This is a genomic window from Chitinophaga dinghuensis (genome assembly GCF_003259435.1).
Taxonomy (GTDB): Bacteria; Bacteroidota; Bacteroidia; order Chitinophagales; family Chitinophagaceae; genus Chitinophaga; species Chitinophaga dinghuensis.
The window spans coordinates 80,084-105,772 of record NZ_QLMA01000005.1 but is presented as its reverse complement, the minus strand read 5'-3'; the positions used below and the strand labels follow the sequence as shown (position 1 = coordinate 105,772).

The 25,689-nt window shown below is 45.0% G+C and carries 20 protein-coding genes and 1 other RNA gene; 8 read left to right on the top strand and 13 right to left on the bottom strand.

The window, feature by feature from the left end; genetic code table 11:
• Positions 1 to 5 precede the first annotated feature (5 nt).
• The 5 genes from CLV59_RS15650 (at position 6) to CLV59_RS15630 (ending at position 4,399) form a co-directional block, all read left to right on the top strand.
• Positions 6 to 1,634 carry an amino acid permease gene (locus tag CLV59_RS15650; protein WP_111593002.1) on the top strand — a complete coding sequence of 543 codons (1,629 nt, stop codon included), beginning with the start codon at positions 6 to 8 and terminating at the stop codon, positions 1,632 to 1,634.
• Between the two features lie 48 nt (positions 1,635 to 1,682).
• Entirely contained in the window at positions 1,683 to 2,168 is a 486-nt protein-coding gene (locus tag CLV59_RS15645; protein WP_111593001.1) for a DoxX family protein, read from the top strand.
• Between the two features lie 182 nt (positions 2,169 to 2,350).
• Positions 2,351 to 3,424 carry a Smr/MutS family protein gene (locus CLV59_RS15640; protein WP_111593000.1) on the top strand — a complete coding sequence of 358 codons (1,074 nt, stop codon included), beginning with the start codon at positions 2,351 to 2,353 and terminating at the stop codon, positions 3,422 to 3,424.
• 113 nt (positions 3,425 to 3,537) lie between these two features.
• Positions 3,538 to 3,912: RNase P RNA component class A (gene rnpB, locus CLV59_RS15635), an RNA gene on the top strand.
• 70 nt (positions 3,913 to 3,982) lie between these two features.
• Positions 3,983 to 4,399 carry a DUF4870 domain-containing protein gene (locus tag CLV59_RS15630; RefSeq protein ID WP_111592999.1) on the top strand — a complete coding sequence of 139 codons (417 nt, stop codon included), beginning with the start codon at positions 3,983 to 3,985 and terminating at the stop codon, positions 4,397 to 4,399.
• Positions 4,400 to 4,532: 133 nt separating this feature from the next.
• Here the strand turns inward: CLV59_RS15630 and CLV59_RS15625 are convergent, their stop codons facing one another.
• The 10 genes from CLV59_RS15625 to panC all read right to left on the bottom strand — a co-directional run bounded on the left by CLV59_RS15625 (position 4,533) and on the right by panC (position 18,106).
• Positions 4,533 to 6,230, bottom strand: a complete 1,698-nt coding sequence (locus tag CLV59_RS15625) for a S8 family peptidase (RefSeq protein WP_211323901.1) — start codon at positions 6,228 to 6,230, stop codon at positions 4,533 to 4,535.
• A 533-nt stretch (positions 6,231 to 6,763) separates the two neighbouring features.
• On the bottom strand, positions 6,764 to 8,290 hold the full coding sequence (gene amaB, locus CLV59_RS15620; protein WP_111592998.1) for an L-piperidine-6-carboxylate dehydrogenase: 1,527 nt from the start codon (positions 8,288 to 8,290) through the stop codon (positions 6,764 to 6,766).
• 650 nt (positions 8,291 to 8,940) lie between these two features.
• Positions 8,941 to 9,831 carry a DUF1338 domain-containing protein gene (locus CLV59_RS15615; protein ID WP_111592997.1) on the bottom strand — a complete coding sequence of 297 codons (891 nt, stop codon included), beginning with the start codon at positions 9,829 to 9,831 and terminating at the stop codon, positions 8,941 to 8,943.
• A 10-nt stretch (positions 9,832 to 9,841) separates the two neighbouring features.
• Positions 9,842 to 10,915, bottom strand: coding sequence for a saccharopine dehydrogenase family protein (locus CLV59_RS15610; protein ID WP_111592996.1), 1,074 nt, complete (start codon positions 10,913 to 10,915; stop codon positions 9,842 to 9,844).
• Positions 10,916 to 11,263: 348 nt separating this feature from the next.
• Positions 11,264 to 12,079 (bottom strand): 3-methyl-2-oxobutanoate hydroxymethyltransferase, encoded by an 816-nt coding sequence (gene panB / locus CLV59_RS15605; RefSeq protein WP_111592995.1) that lies wholly within the window; start codon positions 12,077 to 12,079, stop codon positions 11,264 to 11,266.
• A 61-nt stretch (positions 12,080 to 12,140) separates the two neighbouring features.
• Positions 12,141 to 13,037 carry a Ppx/GppA phosphatase family protein gene (locus tag CLV59_RS15600; RefSeq protein WP_111592994.1) on the bottom strand — a complete coding sequence of 299 codons (897 nt, stop codon included), beginning with the start codon at positions 13,035 to 13,037 and terminating at the stop codon, positions 12,141 to 12,143.
• Positions 13,038 to 13,114: 77 nt separating this feature from the next.
• Positions 13,115 to 15,262: a polyphosphate kinase 1 gene (gene ppk1 / locus CLV59_RS15595; protein WP_111592993.1), complete on the bottom strand. Its 2,148-nt coding sequence runs from the start codon at positions 15,260 to 15,262 to the stop codon at positions 13,115 to 13,117.
• Between the two features lie 320 nt (positions 15,263 to 15,582).
• Complete coding sequence (locus CLV59_RS15590) at positions 15,583 to 16,611, bottom strand: lysylphosphatidylglycerol synthase transmembrane domain-containing protein (RefSeq protein ID WP_111592992.1); 1,029 nt, start codon at positions 16,609 to 16,611, stop codon at positions 15,583 to 15,585.
• Positions 16,612 to 16,661: 50 nt separating this feature from the next.
• Positions 16,662 to 17,006, bottom strand: a complete 345-nt coding sequence (panD, locus tag CLV59_RS15585; RefSeq protein WP_111592991.1) for an aspartate 1-decarboxylase — start codon at positions 17,004 to 17,006, stop codon at positions 16,662 to 16,664.
• A gap of 233 nt (positions 17,007 to 17,239) precedes the next feature.
• A complete protein-coding gene (gene panC / locus CLV59_RS15580; protein WP_111592990.1) occupies positions 17,240 to 18,106 on the bottom strand; it encodes a pantoate--beta-alanine ligase in 867 nt (288 codons plus the stop codon).
• A 110-nt stretch (positions 18,107 to 18,216) separates the two neighbouring features.
• On the opposite strand from panC, the gene CLV59_RS15575 reads away from it, so the two are divergent.
• The 3 genes from CLV59_RS15575 to metK are packed head-to-tail and all read left to right on the top strand — an operon-like array spanning position 18,217 to position 21,721.
• Positions 18,217 to 19,035, top strand: coding sequence for a glycogen/starch synthase (locus CLV59_RS15575; protein ID WP_111592989.1), 819 nt, complete (start codon positions 18,217 to 18,219; stop codon positions 19,033 to 19,035).
• A gap of 52 nt (positions 19,036 to 19,087) precedes the next feature.
• Positions 19,088 to 20,443, top strand: a complete 1,356-nt coding sequence (locus CLV59_RS15570; protein WP_111592988.1) for a DUF4270 family protein — start codon at positions 19,088 to 19,090, stop codon at positions 20,441 to 20,443.
• Between the two features lie 21 nt (positions 20,444 to 20,464).
• Positions 20,465 to 21,721 carry a methionine adenosyltransferase gene (metK, locus tag CLV59_RS15565; RefSeq protein WP_111592987.1) on the top strand — a complete coding sequence of 419 codons (1,257 nt, stop codon included), beginning with the start codon at positions 20,465 to 20,467 and terminating at the stop codon, positions 21,719 to 21,721.
• 60 nt (positions 21,722 to 21,781) lie between these two features.
• Here metK and CLV59_RS15560 read toward each other — a convergent pair whose 3' ends face one another.
• Genes CLV59_RS15560 through CLV59_RS15550 form a run of 3 tightly spaced genes read right to left on the bottom strand, consistent with a single transcriptional unit; the run spans position 21,782 to position 25,639 of the window.
• Positions 21,782 to 23,434, bottom strand: a complete 1,653-nt coding sequence (locus CLV59_RS15560) for a hypothetical protein (RefSeq protein ID WP_111592986.1) — start codon at positions 23,432 to 23,434, stop codon at positions 21,782 to 21,784.
• Positions 23,435 to 23,448: 14 nt separating this feature from the next.
• The gene (locus CLV59_RS15555; RefSeq protein ID WP_111592985.1) at positions 23,449 to 24,201 is read right to left on the bottom strand and encodes a TolC family protein; all 753 of its coding nucleotides are present in this window, start codon (positions 24,199 to 24,201) and stop codon (positions 23,449 to 23,451) included.
• A 16-nt stretch (positions 24,202 to 24,217) separates the two neighbouring features.
• Entirely contained in the window at positions 24,218 to 25,639 is a 1,422-nt protein-coding gene (locus CLV59_RS15550; RefSeq protein ID WP_111592984.1) for an O-antigen ligase family protein, read from the bottom strand.
• Positions 25,640 to 25,689: the final 50 nt, after the last annotated feature.

Below are 25,689 nucleotides of genomic sequence, written 5' to 3'. Positions count from 1 at the left end.
CGCCGATGTCCAATTCGCTGTTTCGTAAAAAGTCGCTCGCAACCATTTTAAAAGACGCCAACGCCGGTTTGTCAGACGGACACGAAGCAGGTGGAATGCATAAGGTCCTGAAAGTGAAGGATCTCACCGCGATGGGTATTGCAGCCGTAATTGGCGCCGGTATCTTTTCTACCATCGGGGAAGCCGCTTTTCATGGAGGTCCTGCCGTTTCCATTCTTTTTATTATCACAGCTGTTACCTGTGGCTTTTCTGCGCTCTGTTATGCGGAATTTGCCTCCAGAGTACCAGTTTCCGGCTCTGCATATACTTATTCCTACGTTACATTCGGTGAACTGGCTGCCTGGGTAATCGGGTGGTCGCTGATCCTGGAATATGCCATCGGTAATATTGCCGTAGCTATTTCCTGGGGCGGATATTTTAATAACCTCCTGAATGGCCTTGGGATTGGATTCCCGGATTGGCTTACCAACAATTATGATAGTGCGCCACCGGAATTGATGGCTGCTGCCCCTCATATTTTTGGGTTACCGATTATTCTGAATCTGCCGGCATTTATCATTGTTATATTGGTGACTTACCTGGCTTATGTAGGTATCCAGGAAAGTAAACGTACCGCCAATCTGATGGTAGGTTTGAAGATTGCCGTTATTCTTTTTGTGATTGCCGTGGGCGCTTTCTTTGTGAAGGAGGAAAACTGGCATCCGTTTATGCCAAATGGTTTCTCTGGCGTATTGCAGGGCGTTTCTGCCGTGTTCTTTGCTTATATAGGCTTTGATGCAGTAAGTACAACCGCAGAAGAATGTGCGAACCCTCAGAGAGATTTGCCTAAGGGTATGATTTATTCCCTGATTATTTGTACCGTTTTATACATCCTCATTTCCTTTATTCTCACCGGTATGGTGCCTTTCACGGAGCTGAAAGTGGCCGATCCGCTGGCTTTTGTGTTTGATAAAGTAAACATGCCATGGATCAGTTATCTTATCTCTGTGAGCGCAGTAGTGGCTACTACCAGCGTATTGCTGGTGTTCCAGATCGGACAGCCGCGTATCTGGATGAGTATGAGTAGAGACGGATTGCTGCCAAAGAAATTCAGCACCATTCATAAACGCTTTAAAACGCCTTCTTTCGCCACCATCATCACCGGTATAATTGTGGGCGTACCGGCGTTATTCCTGAACCTGACCATCGTAACAGATCTGACCAGTATCGGTACCTTGTTTGCCTTTATTCTCGTTTGTGGCGGCGTATTAATGCTGCCCCCACAGGAAAAAACGGCAGAAAAGCGATTCCGTCTCCCGTATATCAACAGCCGGATTATTGTGCCTCCAGTGGTAATCGTGTTGTTGTATTTCTTCGGCGGGGATATCCTGGACCGGTTGACATTCAACGGTGGCTGGGAAGTCTGGAAGCATAATATTCCGTTCATGCTCTTTGCAGTAGTGGCTATTGTCACCATTCTGCTGGCATGTGTACGTAGATTCTCCGCTATTCCCGTTCTGGGACTTTTAAGCTGCTTTTACCTGATGACAGAAATCGGTCTGAAAAACTGGATCGTATTCAGTATCTGGCTTTTGGCAGGCCTCGCTATTTATTTTATGTACAGTTATCATCACAGTAAATTGAAAAAACAATAAATTTTTCGTAACTTAATTGTAGCTCTTTGATCCATAAAATCTGATTTTATGAACACGCTACAAAGAATCGAAAAATGGGGTGATGCGCATCATCCCAAATGGCTCAGTGTCGTCAGAATGGCGCTGGGATGTTTTCTGATGTATGTAGGAGTTTTATTCGTCATGAACAGGGACGCATTGGATGCAATTATCAATGAAAATCCTACATTGACAGCAGTATCATTTGGTATCGCTCACTACATTGTGTTTGCCCACTTTGTAGGTGGGTTATTCATTACAATGGGACTGTATACCCGTCTTGCCGCACTGTTGAACTTACCCGTACTTTTGGGCGCCTTATTATTTGTGCACTCACGAACAGGTTTGTTTCAGGTTTATCCAGTATTAGGCCTTTCACTCCTTGTGCTGTTACTGCTTGCCTTGTTTCTTGTAGAAGGAAGCGGCCCCATTTCAGTAGATGACTACATGCGCCGTCATCCGGAAAAGAAGCATAGCCGTCATTATACTGCCGGCGTCAAGGACAAAGAAGCCTGATTTCATACAGGCATACACGTTAGGCGGGTTTGTTAACCCTGTTCTTTCAGGAGATTCCTCCTGCTATTTTTTCTGTAACTGTATTGTTCCTTTCTTTTGCAGGCGTCTGCCCGCACATACCTTTTATATCCTTCCTCTTTTCTTTGCCGGAAAAATTTTAGCTTTGCAGCAAGAATGCAATTATGAAATACGAAATCGGAGATAAAGTTCTGCTGTTAAGTTCCAAAGAAGAAGGAACTGTAGTGGAAATTGTGAATGATAATATGGTGATGATTGATGTAAAAGGAACCTCTTTTCCAGTATACCTGGATCAGATTGATTTTCCTTACTTTCATCGCTTCACAAAGGAGAAATTGGTGAAACCCAAGCCCAAGCTGATTCCCGGAGATGAGATCAAAGTGAACCGCAGCAAGTATGAAGATCTGAAAACAGATAAAGGTATGTTCATTTCAGTACTGCCTGTTTATCATCATGATGGTTTTGATGAAACAGTAAAGCTGATGAAATTCCATCTGTTTAATGATACTCCGCATGCCATGCGATTCTATTTTCAGGTATGGCTGAATAATCAGCTGGATCTGGAAATTAAGAATGAAATCCATCCTTACAACCATTTCTACCTGACAGATCTGTTGTTTGAATCTTTGAACGATAACCCAAGATTCGAATTTACATTCGTGCTGAAAGATGCGCAGCCGGAACTGGCGTCTTCTGTGAAGAAAACATGGAAGCTCAAAGCCAAACAACTGTTTGTACAACTGGAAGAGTTAAGAACCAAAGCTGAAGCTACATTAACGGTTCCTTTGTTTGAGAAATTCCCTACCAAAGCAGAAGAGCAGCCGGTATTACCTCCTGTTCAGGAAACGCCTGCAGCTGCTGTAAAAGGGAAGAAGCCAGATGTCGCAAAAATAGGATCTGGTACTATGGCCAGTTTGCTGAGCAAAATTCAGCTGCAGCCAGAAACCACGCTGGAACCTAAACATGAAGTGGATCTGCACATTGAAAAGCTGGAGAAAAACTGGAAAGGTCTGAGCAATATCGCCATCCTGGCCATTCAGTTGAATGCATTCCAGCGCTACCTGGACCTGGCTATCTCCCATAAACAACATCATCTGATTGTTATTCATGGTGTTGGGAAAGGTAAGCTGAAAGATGAAATTCATAATATCCTGCGTCAGACGCCGGAGGTAGCGAACTTTGTGAATCAATACCATGCCCGTTATGGCTATGGCGCAACGGAGATAAATTTCAGATAAAGAAAAAAGATATATAACGGATTTCAATACAGGAGAGGGATTGCGACAATCAAAGTCAGCAATCCCTTTTCTGTTAATGGTTTCCGAAGGAAATTCCTTATCTTTGCGTTCTAACTACAAACCGTGCTATCGTCTTCCTGACTTGAGCAGGAAGAAGGAAAGTCTGGACAGCATAGAGCAATGCACCACCTAACGGGTGGGACTATTTTCTGAATAGTACAGCAAGTGCCACAGAAAATGACCGCCTGTGCTCCGGTACAGGTAAGGGTGAAAATGTGGGGTAAGAGCCCACGGTGTAGGCAGGTAACTGTTTATGCGGGTAAACCTTGCGTGCTGAAATGCCATGTATACGGTCGATTGAGGGCTGCTCGTCCGATGACCGAGGGTAGGCAGATACAGGTGATGTGTGAGCATCATCGTAGATAAATGGTAGCAGTTCTCCAGCTTGCTGGAGTTCACAGAATCCGGCTTACAGGTTTGTAGTTTTTCTTTTATTTTAGTGTATTGCAAATTTCAGGATAAGACCTTAACTTCATTTTCTCTCTAAAAAATTACCCCATGAACCAAAGAGATGAAAGAACCTGGGCTACCATTTTACATTTAGCTGGTATAATCGCATTTATTTTCCTCAAATGGGGCTGGGCAGGTAATGTTGTGCTCGTGCTCATTTTGTGGCTTATAAAACGTAATGATTCAACGTTTGTGGAGCAGCAAGGTAAGGAAGCGCTGAATTTCCAAATTACGATCAGTCTGTTGGCATTAGTATTCATTATTATTGGCTTCGTCACCACTGGCATCCTGATGTTGGGAAGCTCCATGATTGGATTTCCAACGGCAGGATTCAATGTTGTCGGATGGATGGGCCTTTATGGATTGCTAGGACTTGCCAATATTATTTTTTCCATTATTGCGGCCGTCAGTGCCAGCAAAGGAGAGAATTACCGTTATCCGTTTGCCATTCGGTTGGTGAGATAATCATTCAGCAGAAATCATAAGAAGACGGTCCGTCGTTCCAGTTAGTTTGGACAAAGCAATTAAAAAGGGCTTGACGTTGTACAAACGTCAAGCCCTTTTTGATAAGTTGCTGATATTTTTAGTCAGACACGTTTTAGTTCTTTCTGACAGGCTTCATTTTAGCTTTATTCTTTTTCGGCTGTAAACGATCGCCTTTAATGGTAGCGGCCAATTTCAGCGCATCGTAAGCGTTTACAATGCCTCCGGAAACAGACAGGTCAGAGAAATTTACTTCCTGATCATCGGTACCTGGTTTATTCACGATGGTAGTACCATCCGGAAGGGGAGTAGCGCTTTTTTCGAGTACATATTTCAGTTGTGCTGCGCTGAGGTCAGGGTAGTAAGACAACACCAGGGCTGCAACGCCGGCTACAACAGGAGACGCCATACTGGTGCCGCTCGCCGCGCCATATTTGTTACCGCCAGGGATGGTGGAATAGATCTGTACGCCAGGGGCGAAGAGGTCTACTTCGTGCTTACCGTAATTGGAGAAATTAGCTACTTTATCCTTGCCTCTTCCACTACCGATAGCGCCTACAGTGATAAAGTTGGTAGCTCTGCCACCACTGAGGTAATTTGGATTAGGGTAGTTAGGAACGGAGTCGTTGTTTTCGCCATCGTTACCTGCGGCATGTACCAGCAGTACGCCTTTCTGTTCTGCATATTTCACGGCATCGTCCACCCAGTCTTTATGTGGGGAATAAGGCTTACCAAAGCTCATATTGATGATCTGAGCGCCATTATCCACGGCATAGCGGATCGCCAGGGCAACGTCTTTATCGCGCTCATCTCCATCAGGAACGGCCTTCACCGCCATGATACGTACATTGTCTGCAATTCCTTCGATACCGGTTTGATTATCGCGTACTGCGCCAATAATACCTGATACGTGGGTGCCATGGAAGGAGAAAGTACCCATCACATCATTGTTACCATAGTTGCGGTCGTTGATATCGTTGTAGTTATCGCCTACAATCTTCTCCCTGTTTGCATTCGGCAGTATTTCTGTACTTTCTGCCTTGCGTTTCAGTTCGTTCAGGTATTCGTCAAATTCTGATTTGAATTCATTGAAAGAGTCTGGCATCTCATCGCCGGCACTTTTCAGGAGTCGGGAGATGAAATTACGTGCCAGCAGTACATCCTGATTGGTAGTTTGGATACTGTCCAGCTGACCGAGTGTGAAGTTGTCCTGGTGAAGATAATTCTTCAGGATAGTTTCGCACTTGGAGAGGTTATCCGCCAGCTTAGACATCGTCTTATAAGACATCTTGTACTGGGTAGCTGGCTTCTCTACTTTCGCCTGTAATTTCAGCCAGGTGGCATATTCTTTAGAATCCTTTGCCAGAGCAGAATCCGGATTGATATATTTCTGTTTGTAGCGATAGTATTCACGGGTAGCTTCATCGGAATCTTCTTTCAGGCTGGTACCATTTTTACCGCCAAGGAAGTTCCATCCATGAATATCATCGATGTAACCATTGCCGTCGTCATCTTTGCCATTGTTGGGTATTTCGCGGTGATTGGTCCATAACACGGGCTTCAGATCCTCGTGCGTGGTATCAATGCCGGAATCAATCACGGCAACAATAACTGGGGTGCTTTTTTTGCCTTTCAGCAGTTCTTTGTAGGCTTTTTCAGTAGCGGTACCATAAACACTGTCCGTGTCATAGGATAACAGATGCCAGTTTCTGGGTACTGGGGTTTTGGATTGTGCAATGGTTTTGGTACTAAACGCAGTCATCAGAGCTACACAACCGGCCACGACTGCTGCCTCTCGACTAAACAATTTCATGATCAACATTTTCCCGTAATAAGTATAAAATAATCTAGATAAGGTTAAAGGTAGGGAAAAAAGCGGGATAACATTAAATATAAATGATAAGTGCGCAATGGGGTAGTTGACTGGTTATAAATAGCTGGAATATGATATTTCTAATAGAATATATATTACTTATTTGTATAAAGTAAAGCGAAATCTACCGTGTAAATGATTTAGCAGAAAGGAAAGATTAGTACAGTAGCACAAACGTTGAATATGAATATTCAAAAATTAGTGTCATATTTATGGTCTGAAGAGTATTTGATAGCATCCTTGCTATCAGGTATTTTTCTCATAAGCATGGTTTCCGTTTAACGAAAAGCGGGGTTCTCTAGCCTCGCTACTATTTTTGAAATCATGTAATGTCGATGTATGTAGAAGCGCAATTTGCGCCATAATTTTGTCAACCGCTTTTAAAAATCTGATCGGGCAGTAACACCTGAAATGAAATTAAAAGCTCCGACGCCTGGCGTCGGAGCTAAGGTCCCAAAGAGATTTTTTCTGTACTATAAGTCGAACTTAATACCTTGTGCCAACGGCAGTTTGGTAGAATAGTTAATGGTATTAGTTTGTCTTCTCATGTACGCTTTCCACGCGTCAGAACCACTTTCCCGGCCGCCGCCTGTTTCTTTTTCACCGCCAAATGCGCCACCGATTTCCGCGCCGGAAGTTCCGATGTTGACATTGGCAATACCGCAGTCAGATCCTGCTGCAGCGAGGAACTGTTCTGCTTCCCGGAGGTTCAGCGTCATGATGGCGGAGGATAACCCCTGAGGTACATCATTCTGCATATGGATAGCCTCTGTGAGTGTCTGGTATTTCATCACGTAGAGGATAGGTGCAAATGTTTCGTGTTGCACGATATCGTAGATGTTTTCTACTGCTGCAATACAAGGTTTTACATAGCAGCCGGAGGAATATTCCGGACCTTCCAGTACGCCGCCTTCCACAAGGAAGGTGCCACCCTGTTTGCGAACGGCTTCAATGCTTTGCTGGTAAGCGAGTACGGCATCCCGGTCGATCAGTGGTCCTACGTGATTGTTTTCATCCAGCGGATTACCGATACGTAGTTGTCCGTATGCTTTAACCAGGCGGGCAATAAACTGATCATATACTTTCTCATGAATGATGAGTCGGCGGGTGCTGGTACAACGCTGGCCAGCAGTGCCTACAGCGCCAAAAACGGCCCCTATGAGCGACATATCCAGGTCTGCATGCTCTGAAATGATAATGGCATTGTTTCCACCCAATTCCAGGATAGAACGGCCCAGGCGTGCGCCTACTGCCGCACTTACCGCTTTACCCATACGGGTGGAACCGGTAGCAGACAATAATGGTACCCGATGATCTGCGGCCAGCCACTCGCCGGCATCGCGACCGCCAGTGAGCAGACAGCAAACGCCTTCTGGTACATCGTTGGCAGCGAATACGGCTTCGACTATACGTTGACAAGCAAGCGCGGTAACAGGCGTTTTTTCAGAAGGCTTCCAAATGCAGACATTACCGCAAATCCATGCCAGCATAGAGTTCCAGCTCCATACAGCTACCGGGAAATTAAACGCGGAAATAATTCCGGTAATACCCAGCGGATGCCATTGTTCGTACATTCTATGGCCAGGACGCTCAGAATGCATGGTAAGGCCGTGCAGCTGACGGGAAAGACCCACCGCAAAATCACAGATATCGATCATTTCCTGAACCTCCCCAAACCCTTCCTGGAGGCTCTTTCCCATTTCATAGGACACGAGTCTCCCTAAATCATGTTTATGCTTACGTAAAGCTTCACCTATCTGGCGTACCACCTCGCCCCGACGCGGAGCCGGCCATTGACGCCATATTTTAAATGCTTCCTGAGCAGTAGCTACTACCGCATCATAATCCTCCTTGCTGGCGGATTTCACGGCAGCAATTACTTTCCCATCCACAGGAGAGGAGGAGGTAATAACCGGACCACCGCCAGCCAGCCAGTGCTTTCCTGTACTGACGCCACTTTGTTGGGCGGTGATACCAAAAGATTTCAGAGTCTCTTCCATATTATGTGTTGTTGAACGCCTGCGGCGTTAGTTTTTCTCGCAGAGTTTTGTTTTTTGATCTCTCGCAGAGCAGCGTAAGCAGCAAGGCAGCAAAAGATGGTGTTATGTTGTTTTGATCTCTCGCAGAGCAGCGTAAGCAGCAAAGCAGCAAAAGATGGTGTTATGTTGTTTTGATCTCTCGCAGAGCAGCGTAAGCAGCAAGGCAGCAAAAGATGGTGTTATGTTGTTTTGATCTCTCGCAGAGCAGCGTAAGCAGCAAGGCAGCAAAAGATGGTGTTATGTTGTTTTGATCTCTCGCAGAGCAGCGTAAGCAGCAAGGCAGCAAAAGATGGTGTTATGTTGTTTTGATCTCTCGCAGAGCAGCGTAAGCAACAAAGCAGCAAAAGATGGTGTTATGTTGTTTTGATCTCTCGCAGAGCAGCGTAAGCAGCAAGGCAGCAAAAGATGGTGTTTTGTTGTTTTGATCTCTCGCAGAGCAGCGTAAGCAGCAAAGTAGCAAAAGATGGTGTTTTGTTTTTTGATCTCTTGCAGAGCAGCGTATGCAGCAAAGAATAATGTATGTTGTTTCTATTTCGTACAAAAAATAAATACTAACAACAAGTTACAAGCCTTTGCTGCTTTGCTGCTTATGCTGCTCTGCGAGCAAAAAATTACGATTTTTTTTCCGTTTGAGCAGCATAGGTGCTTTCGAAGATTTTGTCTGCATTGCCGGCTTCGAAACCATCTCTGCGATGTTCTCTTTTTACTGCGGCTGCGGCCAGATCAGCGTATTGCGGTAATACTCTGCGTTCTGCAAATTCCACGTAAGAGCCGGCAATTTTGTATGCTTCGCCACCGGAGAAAGTTGCTGTCAGCATTTGTGCTACCGTAGCGCTTTGCAGCAGGTTGCCATCCGGACTGGCTTTTATCTTCCCGCCAGCATCATTCAACACAAATCCATGTTTTTCCAGGAACTGGTTGAAATCCGCTATGGTATTATATCCTGTAGGAAGATTATGTACGCTTACCGTAAAATGATTCAGGTAATAACGATTGTAAATAACCCATGCGGCATATTCGCTCTCGGCTGCAAGTACCTTGAAATCCTCGAGGGTAGGCGTTCTCCACAAACCGCTATGCAAAAAAGTATCTACCGCTTTACTATCATCCAGGTTCAGCGCAGTTACCGGATCAACGGTTACTTCATCCGTATAACTGTAAATGATTTCCTGTGCACGGGCGCTGAGATCCTTTACCCGTAACTCGGAAATAAAGATGCGCGGATATTGTGGCGCTGGCGGCGCATACCACCAGGCATCCAGCTTTTTACCTGCGAAGTAATAGTGATCTTTTTTCGTATAGCCGTAATGGAGAAATATTTTCTCCAGGGATTGTACGCCCAGCTGGGGTACGCCCATGGTACGAAAAGCAATATGATCGTTTTCAATGTCTGACGCCTGATGAATTATTCCTTCCGTTATCATGGTTCGGATAACGGCTGCTACGTCTGGCACTCTTTCCTGGTAACGGCTCATCAGGCCATTCAAAATCTCACTGAGCATGGTTGTTTAATTAGTTGTTATAGTAGGAAGTAAACCTGTTGGTAATCAGATCGCCGAAAAGTACGTCTTCCTGACGAACAAATCCTTGTTTAGGCAAAGCTCCTTTGGCATGCAAATCAATCACTGCACAAGCGGCGCCGGCGGTGGTCAGTTGTATGGCGGTAAAATCCTTTCCACTGATCTGCTGGTTATAGATTTTGCGGGAATAGGAGCGCTGTACAGAGCGGCCATTTACCATACCGGACACGGACACAAATACCAGCACCACATCCTGCGGGGTGAAAGGTATGCTATCCTCCATAATTTCCTTCAGTACCTCTCTTTTTTTGTTCAATTTTAACTCATTCAATAAAATCTTCATGAGATTGCAATGGCCAGGATAACGAACGGTTTTATAGTCCAGGTTATAGACTTTTCCATCCAGGATTTCCGCCAGTGCGGAGAGTCCGCCTGAGGTATTAAAAGCCTCATATTCCACGCCATCCAGGGCAAATTTCTCATATCCTTCCATTGGCATCACTTCCTTTCTCACTCCTTCATGAATGGCATCGCAAGGGTTGCAATATTCATTGATGAGGCCATCTGTACTCCAGGTGAGGTTATACATGAGGCTGTTGGTAGGAAACTGTGGCAATGCGCCTACGCGGAGGCGTACGCTCTCCAGAGAATCGAATTGTTTGGCGATATCATAAGCGGCGATGCTGATGAAGCCGGGAGCAAGACCGCACTGTGGCATAAAGCTAACGCCGGCTTTTCCGGCGATTTCACGGATGGCATTGGTGGTAGCCACATCTTCGGTGAGGTCAAAATAATGGGTGTTGGTGTGGGCTGCCGCAGTGGCAATTTTAACATTCAGGAAGAAAGGCGCGGCGCTAAGAACAATATCCTGTTCCTGCAGGGCATTTTGAAGGGCATTGGCATCATTTACATCCAGCAGCAGTGGCGTTACACCTGCGGATACATGCTTTTCCAGCATGAGCGGGTTACTATCGGCCATTGTTACCTGGTAGTCGCCGGATTGTTGTAACAAGAATGCGGCAGTCTCGCCGATCTTTCCGGCGCCGATGATGGTGATCTTTTTCATGTGTCAATGGAATTGGTTATGTATATGAATAGGCTTCTAACGTATATGGCTATACGAAAATGAATACATGATAGCAGAATGCGGCATGCACCATCGTGAACGCATATACGTAAGTAATCGGTCTGCATAACGCAGACAGCCACTAAGATTCCGTAAATAAAAAGAGGATAACCCCGTTAGCCATTAAGGCACGTGGGAGCAAGTGCTCCGTAGATAGGAGAGTAGAGAAAGCTGTATGTTTAACAGATAGTTCATTTCTATCTGGCGAATATAAGGAAATTTGGTAAACAAACCATCAACAAAAAAGCGCCTCTGTTTGTAGAGGCGCTTTTTTAAGCTGTAATGCGATTAATATTGTTCGTTATCGTTGGGGAAGTCTCTGGACTTCACATCTTTAATGTATGCCTGTGTGGCATCATAAATTTCTGTATACAGGTCCAGATAGCGACGCAGGAAGCGAGGTTTGAAATCTTTGTTGATACCCAGCATATCGTGCATAACCAGCACCTGGCCATCTACATATTTTCCGGCGCCAATACCAATGATAGGAATATACAGTTCTTCGGCTACTTTTTTCGCCAGTTGTGCCGGAATCTTTTCCAGTACAATAGCGAAGCAACCGGCATCCTGCAATAGTTTCGCATCATTGATCAGTTTGGCAGCTTCGGCTTCTTCTGTAGCGCGAACGGCGTAGGTACCGAATTTATAGATCGACTGTGGTGTCAGTCCGAGGTGGCCCATAACGGGAACGCCTGCACTGATGATACGTTTTACGGATTCTATAATTTCTTCGCCGCCTTCAATTTTAACGCCATGCGCACCGGTTTCCTTCATGATGCGGATGGTCGAATTCAGGGCTTCTTTGGAATTACCCTGGTAAGATCCAAAAGGCAGATCCACTACTACAAAGGAGCGTTTAATGGCTCTTACAACCGACTGTGCATGATAGATCATCTGGTCGAGCGTAATAGGCAGGGTGGTTTCATGACCCGCCATCACATTGGATGCAGAATCACCCACCAGCAGAATGTCCGTTCCGGCATCATCCAGAATACGCGCCATGGAGTAGTCGTAACAGGTAAGCATGGAAATACGCTCCCCGTCTACCTTCATCTTCTGTAATACATGCGTGGTGACACGCTTGATTTCTTTATTGACAGACATAAGCAGTAAGCATTTGCTTTCCGCAAAGGTGGGGATATAAAAAATAAAACGGAAATGTTTTTTATATAAGGCTGGTAGTGGCAGCAATTTCCGTGTGGAGTGCATGAATCAGACCATCGGCCAGACCAATCTTCGGTACATAGATTTCGGAGGTATCTGCCCAGCGCATCACATTGATATAAATTTGTAATGCCGGTACAATAACGTCCGCACGGTCTTCCCGGAGATTGTAAATATGTATGCGTTCTTCCACGGAGAAGCTGGCAAATTCCTTGTAATAATCCTTCAAGGTATCGAGGGATAACGGTTTGCCTTCTTTACGTTTGGAGAGAGAAAAAACCTTGTTGATATTACCGCCAGAACCGATGGCTACCACTGGTCCGATATTGCGCAGATGATTCTTCAGGAAATCTTTTAGTTGTTGCCAGGTACTGTCTGGCACCTGGTTGTGGAGCAGACGGATTGTCCCGATATTAAAAGATTCTTTAAAAACGAGTTGTTTATTGCTGAAGAGGGTGAGTTCGGTACTACCGCCGCCTACATCAATGTAGAGATAGGATTTGGTATTGTCCAGCTGTTCTGCAATGTGGTTTTCGTAGATGTAAGAAGCTTCTTCCTGGCCACTGATAATCTTGATATCAATACCTGTCTGATGGCGTACTTCCTGCAATAACTGCGGACCGTTAATGGCATCGCGCATGGCAGAGGTAGCACAGGCTTTTAGGTATTTTACTTCATAAACATCCAGCAATAGTTTATATGCACGGATGGTATCCAGCAAGCAGGCTGCTCTTTTTTCAGATATTTTGCCAGTATCAAATACATCAAAGCCCAGACGCAACGGTACTCTTACCAGATTCACCTTGGTAAAATCCATTGCCCCTGTGCGGTTGGGAGAGGCCTCTGAAATAAGGAGCCTCGCAGCATTTGATCCAATATCTATCGCAGCTAACTTCATCTGAACGCTTTAATCTTTAATTAAGACGCAAATTTAAATATTTTTCCTTTTCTCTAAAAGACAATACCAGTAATTGCTTACTGGTATTGTTTCTCTTGCAGATATTTTAAGATTTCCACCTGAGACCGGATCTTTTTATCTCCCTCCCGGTAGTATTCGTTTTTTTGTTCGTTATCGAGTACACGCGCTTTCACATTACCGCTGAGCTGGATTTTCATAATCTCATGCAGCTCTTTTCGTATAGCCGGGTCCGTGATTGGAACTGCGGCTTCCACTCTATGATCCAGATTTCGGATCATCCAGTCGCACGAAGCGATGAAAACTTTTTCCTGTCCGCCATGATGGAAAATGAATACCCTGGCATGTTCCAGGTATTCGTCTACAATGCTGACGGCATGTATGTCTTTTTTCCATTTTTTATTTTCCGTATAGGCGCAACAGATACCGCGTATCACCATCTTAATATCTACGCCTGCTTTGGCGGCTTCATAGAGTTTGCCAATCAAAGCTGCATCGGATAAGGAGTTCATCTTGATGATGATACTTGCTTTCTTTTTATTGCGGGCATTTTTGATTTCACGGTCTATCAGTCGCAGGAAGGTGTTGCGCATGTTCAGCGGACTCACAGGCAGCGTTTTGCAGCCTTCCAGCACTTTGATATCATGGCGGCCATTTTCCAGGTAGGCGAATATTTTATTGATATCAGCCATGATAGCGCGGTTGGCGGTGAGCAGACAATGATCGCCGTAAACGCGGGCGGTTCTTTCATTGAGGTTGCCAGTGCTGACGAAACCGCATTGAATGGTTTTGTTACCGATACGTTTTTTAATCACGCATAGTTTGGCGTGAATTTTCATATTGGGAATACCCAGCATTACTTTTACGCCTTCCTCTTCCAGTCGCGCTTTCCAATCCAGGTTGGCAGCTTCATCAAAGCGGGCGCGGAGTTCCAGAATAACGGTTACATTTTTTCCGTTACGGGCGGCATTGATGAGCGCATTGACTATTTTAGAATTTCTGGCCAGGCGGTAAGCGGTCATCTTGATGCTGGAAACATTCGGATCGATGGCGGCTTCCCGGAGCAAGTCGATGATGGTATCGAAAGAATGATAGGGGAAATGCAGCATTACATCTTGTCGTTGTACTACGTGCATTACGCTGCTAGCATTCAGGAAAAGCGGATGGATAAAGGATTTGCGATGGGAATGCGGCGGAAAGATAGTGTCCGGGAAGTCCATGAAATCCTTAAAGTTGTGGATACGTGCGCCGGGGATGAGGTTATCTTTTCCGGAGAGGCCTAGGCGGCGGATCAGGTATTCCAGCAACAGCGGATCGATGTCTTTGTCGTACACAAAGCGTACAGGCTTTCCTTTGCGGCGGTCTTTCAGTCCTTTTTCGATCTGATGGATAATACTGTCGGCAATATCATTATCGATATCCAGTTCGGCATCGCGGGTTACCTTGATGATATGGGAGCTGAATTTATCGAATCCGAAGTAGGAAAAGACGTGGGGGAGACAGAATCTCACTACATCTTCCAGCAAAATGATATCATGTTCTCCTGGTTTGGCAGGAAGGATAATAAATCTTGGTAAGACAGATGGTATTTCTATCAGGGCGAATTTCTGACCGATGGAATTATCCTGTCGGGCCAGTACTACGGCCAGATAAATGGATTTATCACGAAGGATGGGAAATTGTTGAATACTTTCAATCATCAGGGGAATGATATTCGTTCTCACCTGTTCGTTGAAATAATTCAGGACAAATTTCTGTTGTTCTTTATTCAGTTGTTTTTCAGTGCGGAGGAAGATATGTTGTGCTTCCATTTCCGCCATGATTTCCTTCCAGATTCTGTCAAATTCCCGTTGTTGTTCCATCACGATGGTTTGGATGGAGTCAATGATTTTCCCGGGGTTTTCTTCCAGGTGCATTTTGACAGCGGATTTTCCGAAGGAGAGCATGCGTTTTAAAGTGGCCACGCGCACGCGGAAAAATTCGTCCAGGTTATTAGAGAATATTCCGAGGAAACGAATCCTTTCATAAAGGGGGACGGTTTTGTCGGCGGCTTCCTGCAGGACTCTTGCGTTGAATGCCAGCCAGCTGACATCCCGGGGGATCAGTCGTTTTTTCTCCGCAGTTTCCTTTTTGCGGGTAACTTTCTTTTGTATAACTGCTGTGGGCATCGTCATAATTTCCAGGTTCTCACTCTTCTGCAAACGCATACGGACTTTTTTACATTCAAAAAATTCACAAATAGTAGTGCGATGATACGGTTTTAGAACTAATGTGGGTATTAAATTAAAGTTAACGAAAAGCGCTGAGATAAAAGCAAACTTCCTTTTGCATTTATGACGGAGAGGGATAGGAGAGAAGCGCTATTGCAGTCACAATACCTATTGGATATGTTCCAACAGATGGTGCCTAACAGTAATGGGTATACGAAATGGAACAATCCATACTGAACCTTCCATGATGGGGAAGTTGAACAGGAGGTTGTTTGGGGAGACGGCAGTCGCTCTATAGTGAATAGGCCTGATGAAAATTAGTTAGCAGATGCGGTGTTGTTGTTCTGGCTGCGGTTTTTATTGTAGATCGGGAGGGCGATCAGGCTGATGAAGCCCAGTACAATTACCAGGATCGTTTGTACCACCCAGATGATCCAGCCGAATGCAAAGCCGATTACTTTATTGATACCGTATAGTTCCAGGGTTTTCTGCACCAGTGTTTGGTATGCACCGATACCGCCGGGGGTAACGATCATGCCTATACTACCGATGACCAGCACGGCAAGGGCAGCAGGGATGCCCAGGTGATTGGTTTCTGCCAGGCAATAGAATCCGATGTAGACCTGAGAGAGGTAGCAGCCCCAGATGAGAATTGACTGGAAGATAAAGGCCCATTTGTTTTCCATTTTGCCGATGGAGAGAATACCTTCCATCACGCCGCGGGCGAGACTTTTAATAGTCACTGCGGCTTTGGAGCGGGCGAATTTTTTAAGTAACCAGATAGCGATACCGATAACGGCTGCGAGTATCAGGAGGAGTATCAGTAATTGTACAAAATTGGCGTTGGCTATTTTGTTGCCGATGGGCGTCAGGATCTCGCGGTTGACGTAACTACCGAGTACTTCGGCTTGTGTGAGAACGGTGAGTGCCATGAGGAGAATGAGGCAGAGCATATCCACTGCTCTTTCTGCGATCATGGTACCAACTAGTTTATCGGCGGGAATTTTTTCGTATTGGGCGAGGATGCCGCAGCGGGTAACTTCGCCCAGGCGTGGAACGGCAAGGTTAGCGAGATAGCCCACCATCACGGCAAAAAAGGTATTGAGGGTGGTGGGTTGGTGGCCCAGCGGTTTCATGAGTAGTTTCCATCTGGTAGCACGGAACCAGTGGCTGGCAATACCGAGAATAACTGCAGGGATTACCAGCCAGTAGTTTGCGCGATGGAAAGCCTGATTCATCTGGTCCCATTCAGCGGGAGTCAGATCTTTGGTTACTAACCAGATAAGTAAAACACCTATGCCAAAAAAACAGATAAACTTAATGAGGTTCTTAAGTGCTTTAGGCATAACTGGCGATAGTTTAGGGTGTTACAATTGGTTAGAGACCGGTTTGGCGATTATAATTTGTTTCCTTCCTTAGGGAAGATGGCAATTGGCGTATATTTTTTGGCTTCTTCGAAGTCCATGGTAGCATAGGAAATAATGATCACTACATCACCAGGAGCAACGAGGCGGGCGGCGGGACCGTTCATACAAATAACGCCGGAGCCGCGTTTGCCTTTAATAACATAAGTTTCCAGTCTTTCGCCGTTATTAACGTTTACGACCTGTACTTTTTCATATTCGATGAGACCCGCTGCATCCATCAGATCTTCATCGATGGTGATGCTACCTACATAATGGAGGTTGGCTTCTGTCACGACCGCGCGGTGGATCTTACACTTTAATATTTCTATTTGCATAATTCAATCGACTCCCTGTGAGGAGGAGTGTCTGCAAAGCTATGTAAAATAATGTTTCGGGCCAAAGGGGAAGTGAATCACGCAAAGGCGCATAAGCGGCAAATATGCAATGGATTATGTTTGAAGGAATGTTAAGATATTATTTCCGAAAATAATTTAACAATTCTTTGGACATATATAGTATAAAACTCTTGCGTCTTTACATTTCCTTTGCGTCTTTGCGTGAAGTATGATTACAGTTTGCCTTTGAGAACCATGTTATCGATGAGGCGGACGCCGTCGAGCCAGGCAGCGATGGCGGCTACAACGATAGTATGGTCATCGGCGGGGTGATCGAGTGGGTGGAGCATATCGTCTTTGAGGGCGAGTATGTCTACGTATTCCGGTTCGAAGCCTTTCGCTTTAAGGGAATCCATTGCTTCGTGGGCTGATTCCATGAACAAGAGATCTTTGCCAAAGTTATTTTTCAGGTTGGTGAGGGCCTGGTAGATGGCTACGGCTGTCTTACGGGCAGCGGGAGAGAGGCGGACATTCCGGCTGCTCATGGCGAGTCCGTCGGGTTCTCTTTCCGTTGGGCAGACAACTAATTCTGTGGAAGATCCAATGATTTTGAGTAACTTACTGACGATAAGACACTGTTGGAGGTCTTTCTGGCCCATGAAGAGTTTATTGGGTTGAACGATATCCAGCAATTTATGTACAATGCGGCCGACGCCCTGGAAGTGTCCGGGGCGGAATTTACCCTCCAGAATGGATTCCAGGTCGCCAAAATCATAGTGGATAGCGTCGGAAAGTCCTTCGGGATACATTTCATCTACGGATGGAAGGAATACTATATCCGTGGATACATCATTTAATTTTTTAATATCGGCTTCAATTGTAATGGGATATTTTTCAAAATCTTTCGGGTCATTGAATTGAGTAGGGTTGACGAAGATGCTACAGACTACCACATCGGTATTTTTTTTTGCGGCCTGAATAAGTGACAGGTGCCCGCTGTGCAGGGCGCCCATAGTCGGCACAAAACCAATCGTTTTGCCACTTTTTCTTACCAGGTCCAGGTGCTTCTTCAGGTCAATACTACGCTTAAATTGATACATAAAACATTGTTAAAAAGGATGTTAAAACTGACAGATTGGCCAATATTCCGTAAAAAATCCGTAATTTTGCAAGCCAAATTAAAAATTACTGCATTAATAATCAGCGTTAAATGTCCACAAAGAAAAGAATTCTTTTTATTGCCCAAGAGATGTCGCCTTACCTGGAATTGAGTGATTACGCGGCGATGGTCAATAAAATGGCAATTAAGTCCAATGAGGCCGGACTGGAAGTGAGAGTGATCATGCCGAGATTTGGAATTATTAATGAGAGAAGACATCGTTTGCACGAAGTGGTAAGGTTGTCTGGCATTAACATCGTGATTGACGGGGATGATTATCCGTTGATCATTAAGGTAGCTTCGCTGCCTAATGCCCGATTGCAGGTCTACTTCCTGGATAACGAGGACTATTTCAAGCGCAAGACGGTATTTGCTGATGAGAATGAACAATTCTTTGATGACAATGCTGCCCGTGCCGTATTCTTCTGTAAGGGAGCATTGGAAACCGTGAAGAAATTCGGATGGCCTCCGGACATCATTCACTGTAGTGGTTGGATGACCTCCCTGATCCCTATGTATCTGAAAACTGCCTATAAGAAAGAACCGGTTTTTGCGAACAGCAAAATCGTTTACTCCATGCTGCCAAATACCTTCAAAGAAAAACTGGGAACAACTTTTGTTAAGAAAGCTACCATCAGTAACCAGATCAAGGAGAAAGACATGGAGCTGTTCAAGGAAGGTACCAATACCGCATTGAACAGAGGCGCTGCCAAATATGCGGATGCAGTAGTACTTGCAGCCGACAAACTGGAGAAAAAAGTGGTGGATGAAGTGAAAGCAGAAAAAGGAAAAATTATTCTGCCTTTCAAGAAAGAAAATGAAGATCTGGGTGATTACCTGCAGCTATATAACCAGTTACTGGGTAAATAGCTTTGATGAAACGAATGTTCGGCAACTCAACTACACATAAACACCATAACGCGTGAAGATTAAACTCAGGAACCTAAGCTACGTAGCTGCCATTGTATCTGTATTATACGCATCCACCGGTTGTAATCAAGCGACCCTTCTCGGTACCAATCTTATCCCTCCGGGAGATCTGGTGAACAGCCAGGATTCCGTTGTTACGGGAATTATTACCAGGAACGTATCACAATACGATTCTTCTATTATCAATAATTATAGTAACTATACGCATATTCTCGGTTCTATTACTGCCGATCCTGTATTCGGGAAAACCCATGCCTTCCTTTTCATGCAGGTGGGGCTTCCCCAAAGTGCCTTTACTTTCGAAGGTACCAATCAGATACTGGATTCCGTAGTACTCTCCCTGAGCTATGCTGGTTATACCGGAGACTCTACCTCTCCTCAGACATTCTCTGTTTACAGAATGAATGAGACAGGTTTCAGGATTGATTCCAACTACGCCTACAACAAGGTATTAGGCTACGATAATTCCCAGTTGCTGGGTACCGCTACTGTCACCCCACTGACAACCCGCGATTCCGTAAAAGTGCTGGGAGCAACAGAAACAGCGCAGATTCGTATCAAACTGAGTAACGCATTTGGTAATGAACTCCTGGCCCAGAAATCAGATGGCGCTTTTGCCACAGATTCTTCTTTCCGCGCCTTCCTGAAAGGACTGGCTATCATTCCAGATACCATGGCCGCGAATCATAAGAATATGCTGTATGTGAGCATGAACAGTACCAATACCAAACTGACCGTGTTCTATAAAGCCAATGGTAAAGACTCTACCATGAGAAGCACATTCGGCTTCAATGGCTCTACCAGCGGCCACTCTACCACATTCCTGCGTAACTATAACGGCTCGGAAGCAAGCAATTATATCAATACGAATAATCCAAAAGGCGATAGTATCCTTTTCTTACAGGCAGCTCCTGGTCTGTTTACCAAAATGACTATCCCTAACCTGGAGAACTTCCCGAATGTATTGATCAATTCCGCAGAATTGGTAATCACGCAGATAACTGTTGGAGAAAGTGATAAAAATAATATTTTTATTGAGCCATCTAACCTAACTTTGCGCCAGTATACAAACGGCGATTCCACCAAAGTCCCGATTGATGCAGGTAGTACAAGCTATTATACAGCGCCTAAACAGATTGTCACCAACTTTGGAGGCGTAATGATTGCGCAATACAAGTTTAGCTTAAACCACTACCTTGCACAGCTCATTAAAAAGAATGAAACTAACAACGGATTCAAACTGGAGGGCTTCTCCTCATTGATGATGGATGTTCCCCGCGTGAAAGCTGGCGGTGGTAGCCATTCTCAATACAGCTTGAAACTGCGAGTTATTTATACCAAACCATAAAACTGCTAATCCAAGTTTTTTATGCCTTATTTATTTACATCTGAATCCGTTTCAGAAGGTCACCCGGACAAAGTTGCAGATCAGATTTCTGATGCGTTGATCGATAACTTCCTCGCATACGATGCCAAATCAAAAGTTGCCTGTGAAACACTGGTAACTACTGGTCAGGTTGTGCTGGCGGGTGAAGTGAAATCCGAAGCTTATCTCGATGTACAGGACATTGCCCGTGAAGTAATCCGCAAGATTGGTTACACCAAGAGCGAATATATGTTCGAAGCTAACTCCTGTGGTATCCTTTCTGCTATCCATGAACAATCTCCTGATATCAACCAGGGTGTTGACCGTAAATCTCCAGAAGAACAAGGCGCTGGCGATCAGGGTATGATGTTTGGTTACGCTTCCCGCGAAACCGAAAACTACATGCCACTGGCACTGGATCTGGCTCATAAACTGCTGCTGGAACTGGCTGCACTGCGTCGTGAAAATAACGAAATCAAGTATCTGCGCCCGGATGCAAAATCCCAGGTGACTATCGAATACTCTGATGATAATAAACCTGTTCGTATCGATACTATCGTGATCTCTACTCAGCACGATGACTTCGATCAGGACGAAGCTATGCTCGCGAAAATTAAAGCGGATATGATCAATATCCTCATCCCTCGCGTGAAAGCTAAACTGAAACCAGAACTGCAACAGCTGTTCGACGGTTTTGATATCCAACACCACATCAACCCAACCGGTAAATTCGTTATCGGAGGTCCTCACGGTGATACCGGTCTGACCGGCCGTAAAATCATCGTTGATACCTACGGCGGTAAAGGTGCTCACGGTGGTGGTGCTTTCTCTGGTAAAGATCCTTCCAAAGTAGACCGTTCTGCTGCTTATGCTACCCGTCACATCGCTAAAAACCTGGTTGCTGCCGGCGTTTGCGACGAAGTACTGGTACAGGTTTCATACGCTATCGGCGTTGCTAAACCTTGCGGCGTATACGTGAATACTTATGGTTCTTCCAAAGTAAACATGAATGATGGCGAAATCGCAAAGAAAGTAGAAGAAATCTTCGACCTGCGTCCATACGCTATCGAACAACGTCTGAAGCTGCGTAACCCAATCTATAGCGAAACTGCTGCTTATGGTCACATGGGCCGCGAACCTCAAGTGGTTACCAAAGTATTCAACAAAGGAAAGAAAAATGAAAAATCGGTGGAAGTAGAACTCTTCACCTGGGAGAAACTGGACTATGTTGAAAAAGTGAAAGCAGCTTTTAATATCTAAGCTTTCCCATCTAAAAAATAAAAAGCGGCTGTTTCGTCATGAAACAGCCGCTTTCTTTTTTCAATATACCTTCGCCTCTACGCTTGCTGGTAAACTCGCTTTAAAGGCCTCCAAATGCTTTCTAAGGGCCGGTGCATCCGTACTGTCCAACGCAAAGAAATGAACAATCCGATCCGCACATACCACATTGTCCTGTATCGCCCAGCTTCCCACTTCCGTCCACTTATTATACAACGCCGGACCATACCAATCCTTGTAAATTACGGCTACCTTTACGCCTTCCTTATTCAGAAAAGTTTTCAGATAGTCGTTACTGTAAGTGCCTGTTAATTTACTCCTCGCTATTTCATTATTACCCAAGCCCCATACATCCATGATGCGACTATCAGACAAAAAACTCACAGCGCCAATGTCATTGGCTGCCACCGAAACACCACCATAGTACTGCTTCAGGAATGTACCCATCTGTACCTGTTGTTCATAGATATTCCTGCAGGCTCTGTGTTGTACCCTGTAACCCGCAACAGCCCTGGCTAAGAAAGGACTGCCCGCAAAGAATAATAATAGACATAGGATCGCTTTTTGGGGTAAACCAATTCCCTGGTACCAGCTAACTACCTGCGGCCAGATACTCCAGAGCAATAGCGCTATGCTGATAATCGCAAGTCCTACCAGATAGGCCTCATACCTAAACATCCAACCTACTGCTGCAAGGGCCATATGTAAGGCACAGGCAATGGTCAGTACAATACCAAAATACATGGCCTGTTGGGCACGCGCGCCCGCCCCCTTGGCTTTCACCAATAAAACCAATACGGGTACAATAATCAGCACCCTGATAAGAGAGGTACCAGATATGGAAGAAGCATAAGCCTTGGAGGCATCGGAATGAAATAATCCCTGCACTGTACTGTTGCCGTACATTAATCTGTAGATGAGTACTTCCTGCAATGCCTGGGCCATACTACCAGGACCTGCCGCACCACCACTGCTTTTCAATAGTACAGAATTCGGAAGGATATACCCCCCGTAAGCGACGGAAATCACCGCGAATAGCACTACCGGCAGCACGGCGAGGATGCCCATGATCAGGGCGACTTTTATCTTCCTAAAATATAACAACAATAGACCTGCTGCCCCCAGCAGGAACAATGCTTCGAACCTTGCGCCTACCATCAGCGCGCCATAAGCGCCACTGAGCAGCATTTGCTTTGTGGAGATACGGTCTTCCGAAATCATTTCTACTACTGTCTGTAAAAACAACAGAGAGAACCACAAGTGTAATAAGTGCTCCATACCAGTGAGGATAATCACGGTAAACGGCAGCAGAATTATCAGCGAAAACAGCACCAGTAACCGTCCCGTTGCAGGCATGGCATACTTCAGCAGTACCCGGTGTACACTGTATAACAACCAATAGGCAGCTACTACGTTAATCCAGAAACCTACCATATAACCGTTGACGCCTGTACGAAAAATAATGGCCAGAATAACGGTAAACAGTGGGGAAGATGAAGCGGAGCCATAAGCGTCCGGAGTAATGCCCCATACGCCATGCAGGCCGAAATTTTTGGCGACTGCCATATGAATAAAGGCATCATCCAGGGAATAACAGAAATGTCCGCCTGTAAGTTGAGAAATCCTGATCCAGGAATATACCAGCAGTGCTGTCAAAAAAATCCAGGCGAAGTAAAGCGGTTTGTTTTGTTTCATCCGTTGCAGATTGATTATTTATTCATTAGTTGAATCGCATTTTCCAGCGGCATATTGATGGAGGTTTCCAGGTCTATTTTTGCCTGATTCATGTCTCGTACCAACTTCACATTTTGAACCATTTCAACATTGTATGCTTTATAAGCGGCACTATAAACTTCAATGGCTACTTCTCCTGCTGCAAACTTTTTCTCCGTGGATTGGAAGTTGTTCAAAGCCTCTTCCAGCAAAGGAAGATGGAGCTCGAACAATTTCTTGGTAGCGATGAAATTTTCATATTCAATCAGTACCTTATTTTTGCTGCTACGCAAATCTGCCTGTCGTTCTGCATCAAATAATTTCTTTTGTGCCTGTGCAATTTTTACACTCCTTGGCGTTGTAAAAAAATCACCTAATGAGAAAGCCAGTCCCAGGTTGTAAGTAGGATAATAATTATTTTTATTATTATCATTTTTGGGATCATTGGGATTATTAGGATTGTAATAAGTACTGTTCCTGTTGAAACTATTTTCATTCAGGTTGGTAAAAAAGGTAACATGGGAAAGCCATTGGGCTCTTGCATTGGCGATTTGATAGTCGCTGATTTTTTCTTTGGTCTGTACGGCATCCTGGATAGGCGTCTTACTGGCCAGATCAACAATCAATTGCTTGAAACGTGCTTCCAGTAGGGGACTTTTCAGAATGTAATTCAGTCCCAGGGTATCTTTTTGGGCCTGCACATGCAGCACAAAACAAAGGGATAAAGCGAACAACAGCAGTTTTTTCATACATGCTTATTTTCAGTTACAAATATTTTGATTTCACAATCACGCCAGTCATGGCATTCATAAAAATGGCAGTTTCCATTAGTCCGCCTGTTTCCTGCGCATACATGGAAATAACCACTGCAAACACCATGGAGACGCCGGAAATTGCCAGTAGTTTATCCAGTTCATCGGTAAACCGGAAGTAATTTCCAATACAAGTACTCATCTGTATAAAATGAAATACCAATACTATGATGAGCATTATCCAGCCCATTTCCAGTACAATCCTTACCAGTCCGCTATCCGGTGGAAAGCCTGCCAGCGGGTGCCCGGGATTATAGGAGGTACCTTCTCCGCCAACTGTGAAAAGTCCGCCTCCAAAAGGATGACTATACATAAATGGCTGTACGCTATGCCGGTTGATTTCCCGTACATTCAAGGAAGCATCCTGCGTGCCTACAAAGGCAGTTCTTACCCTGTTGAGAGTAGCATTGCCATAGAATGGCCCGAACAATATTCCGCCTCCGATAATGGTGAACAACATCGCGGCAATAATGGTATTGCGTTTATGAATATTAACCAGCAGGAAGAGAAACAGTCCTGCAGGGATCATTACATATCCTGTTCTGGTACCGGAATAACCTAAGGCCATCAGATGAAATAACAGCGACAAGAATATGAGCAGCTTCTTTCCCCAGCTGATAACCCTGGCGCTGGCACTCAACAGAATCAAGAGCATGACAGAAGTAGCTGCCATCATAATACCATACACTGCCGGATCGCTCATAGTGGAGGATACGCGCAGATGTCCGTCAATCATAGTGGTGGCCATTTTCTCAGGAGTGGACAGCATATACGCCATTTCCCAGGGAGGAAGCCCGAACCACTCCTGTATGCAGCCATATACAGCTGTTACTGTAGATAAACCCAACCAGAATTTGAAGAAGGTATAGATGTCTTTCTTCGTTTTCAGCACCATTGTCGTTAAGATGGCAAACAACAGGTAACGCAGCAGTATGCGCATGAATACTACCAGCGTATCTTTACCGGGCGCCATAGGGTTAAACCCTTCGAGGAAATAATATATAAATTGTAAGTACAGCAATAGTAACAGCGGTTCCTTAAAGTAATTAACCGGGTTCTCTGTTTTACGGTTTTTCTTCAACAACGTTCCCAAAACGGCGCTGAACAACATCGTATCTAATGCCAGTCCCACCTGTACTTCCTGCCCGTATATCCTTTCAAAAAAGCGTATGGTCATCACCGTTGTAATGGTGATATAGAAACCCATCTTGGCGCTATTGAAACATACTACGGCCAGGGTAAGACCGAAAATGGCAAAAAGGATCAACACCCCCGTTTTAAAATCATTGGAGGTTAAATATGATATCAGTGGAACTGCTATGGTGAGCAGCGCCAACAGGATAATATTTGATCGCTGTAGCTTTACCGCTTCCATAATCAGAGAAACAAAACTTTAATCAGCATTGACAACAGTACGATGGCAAT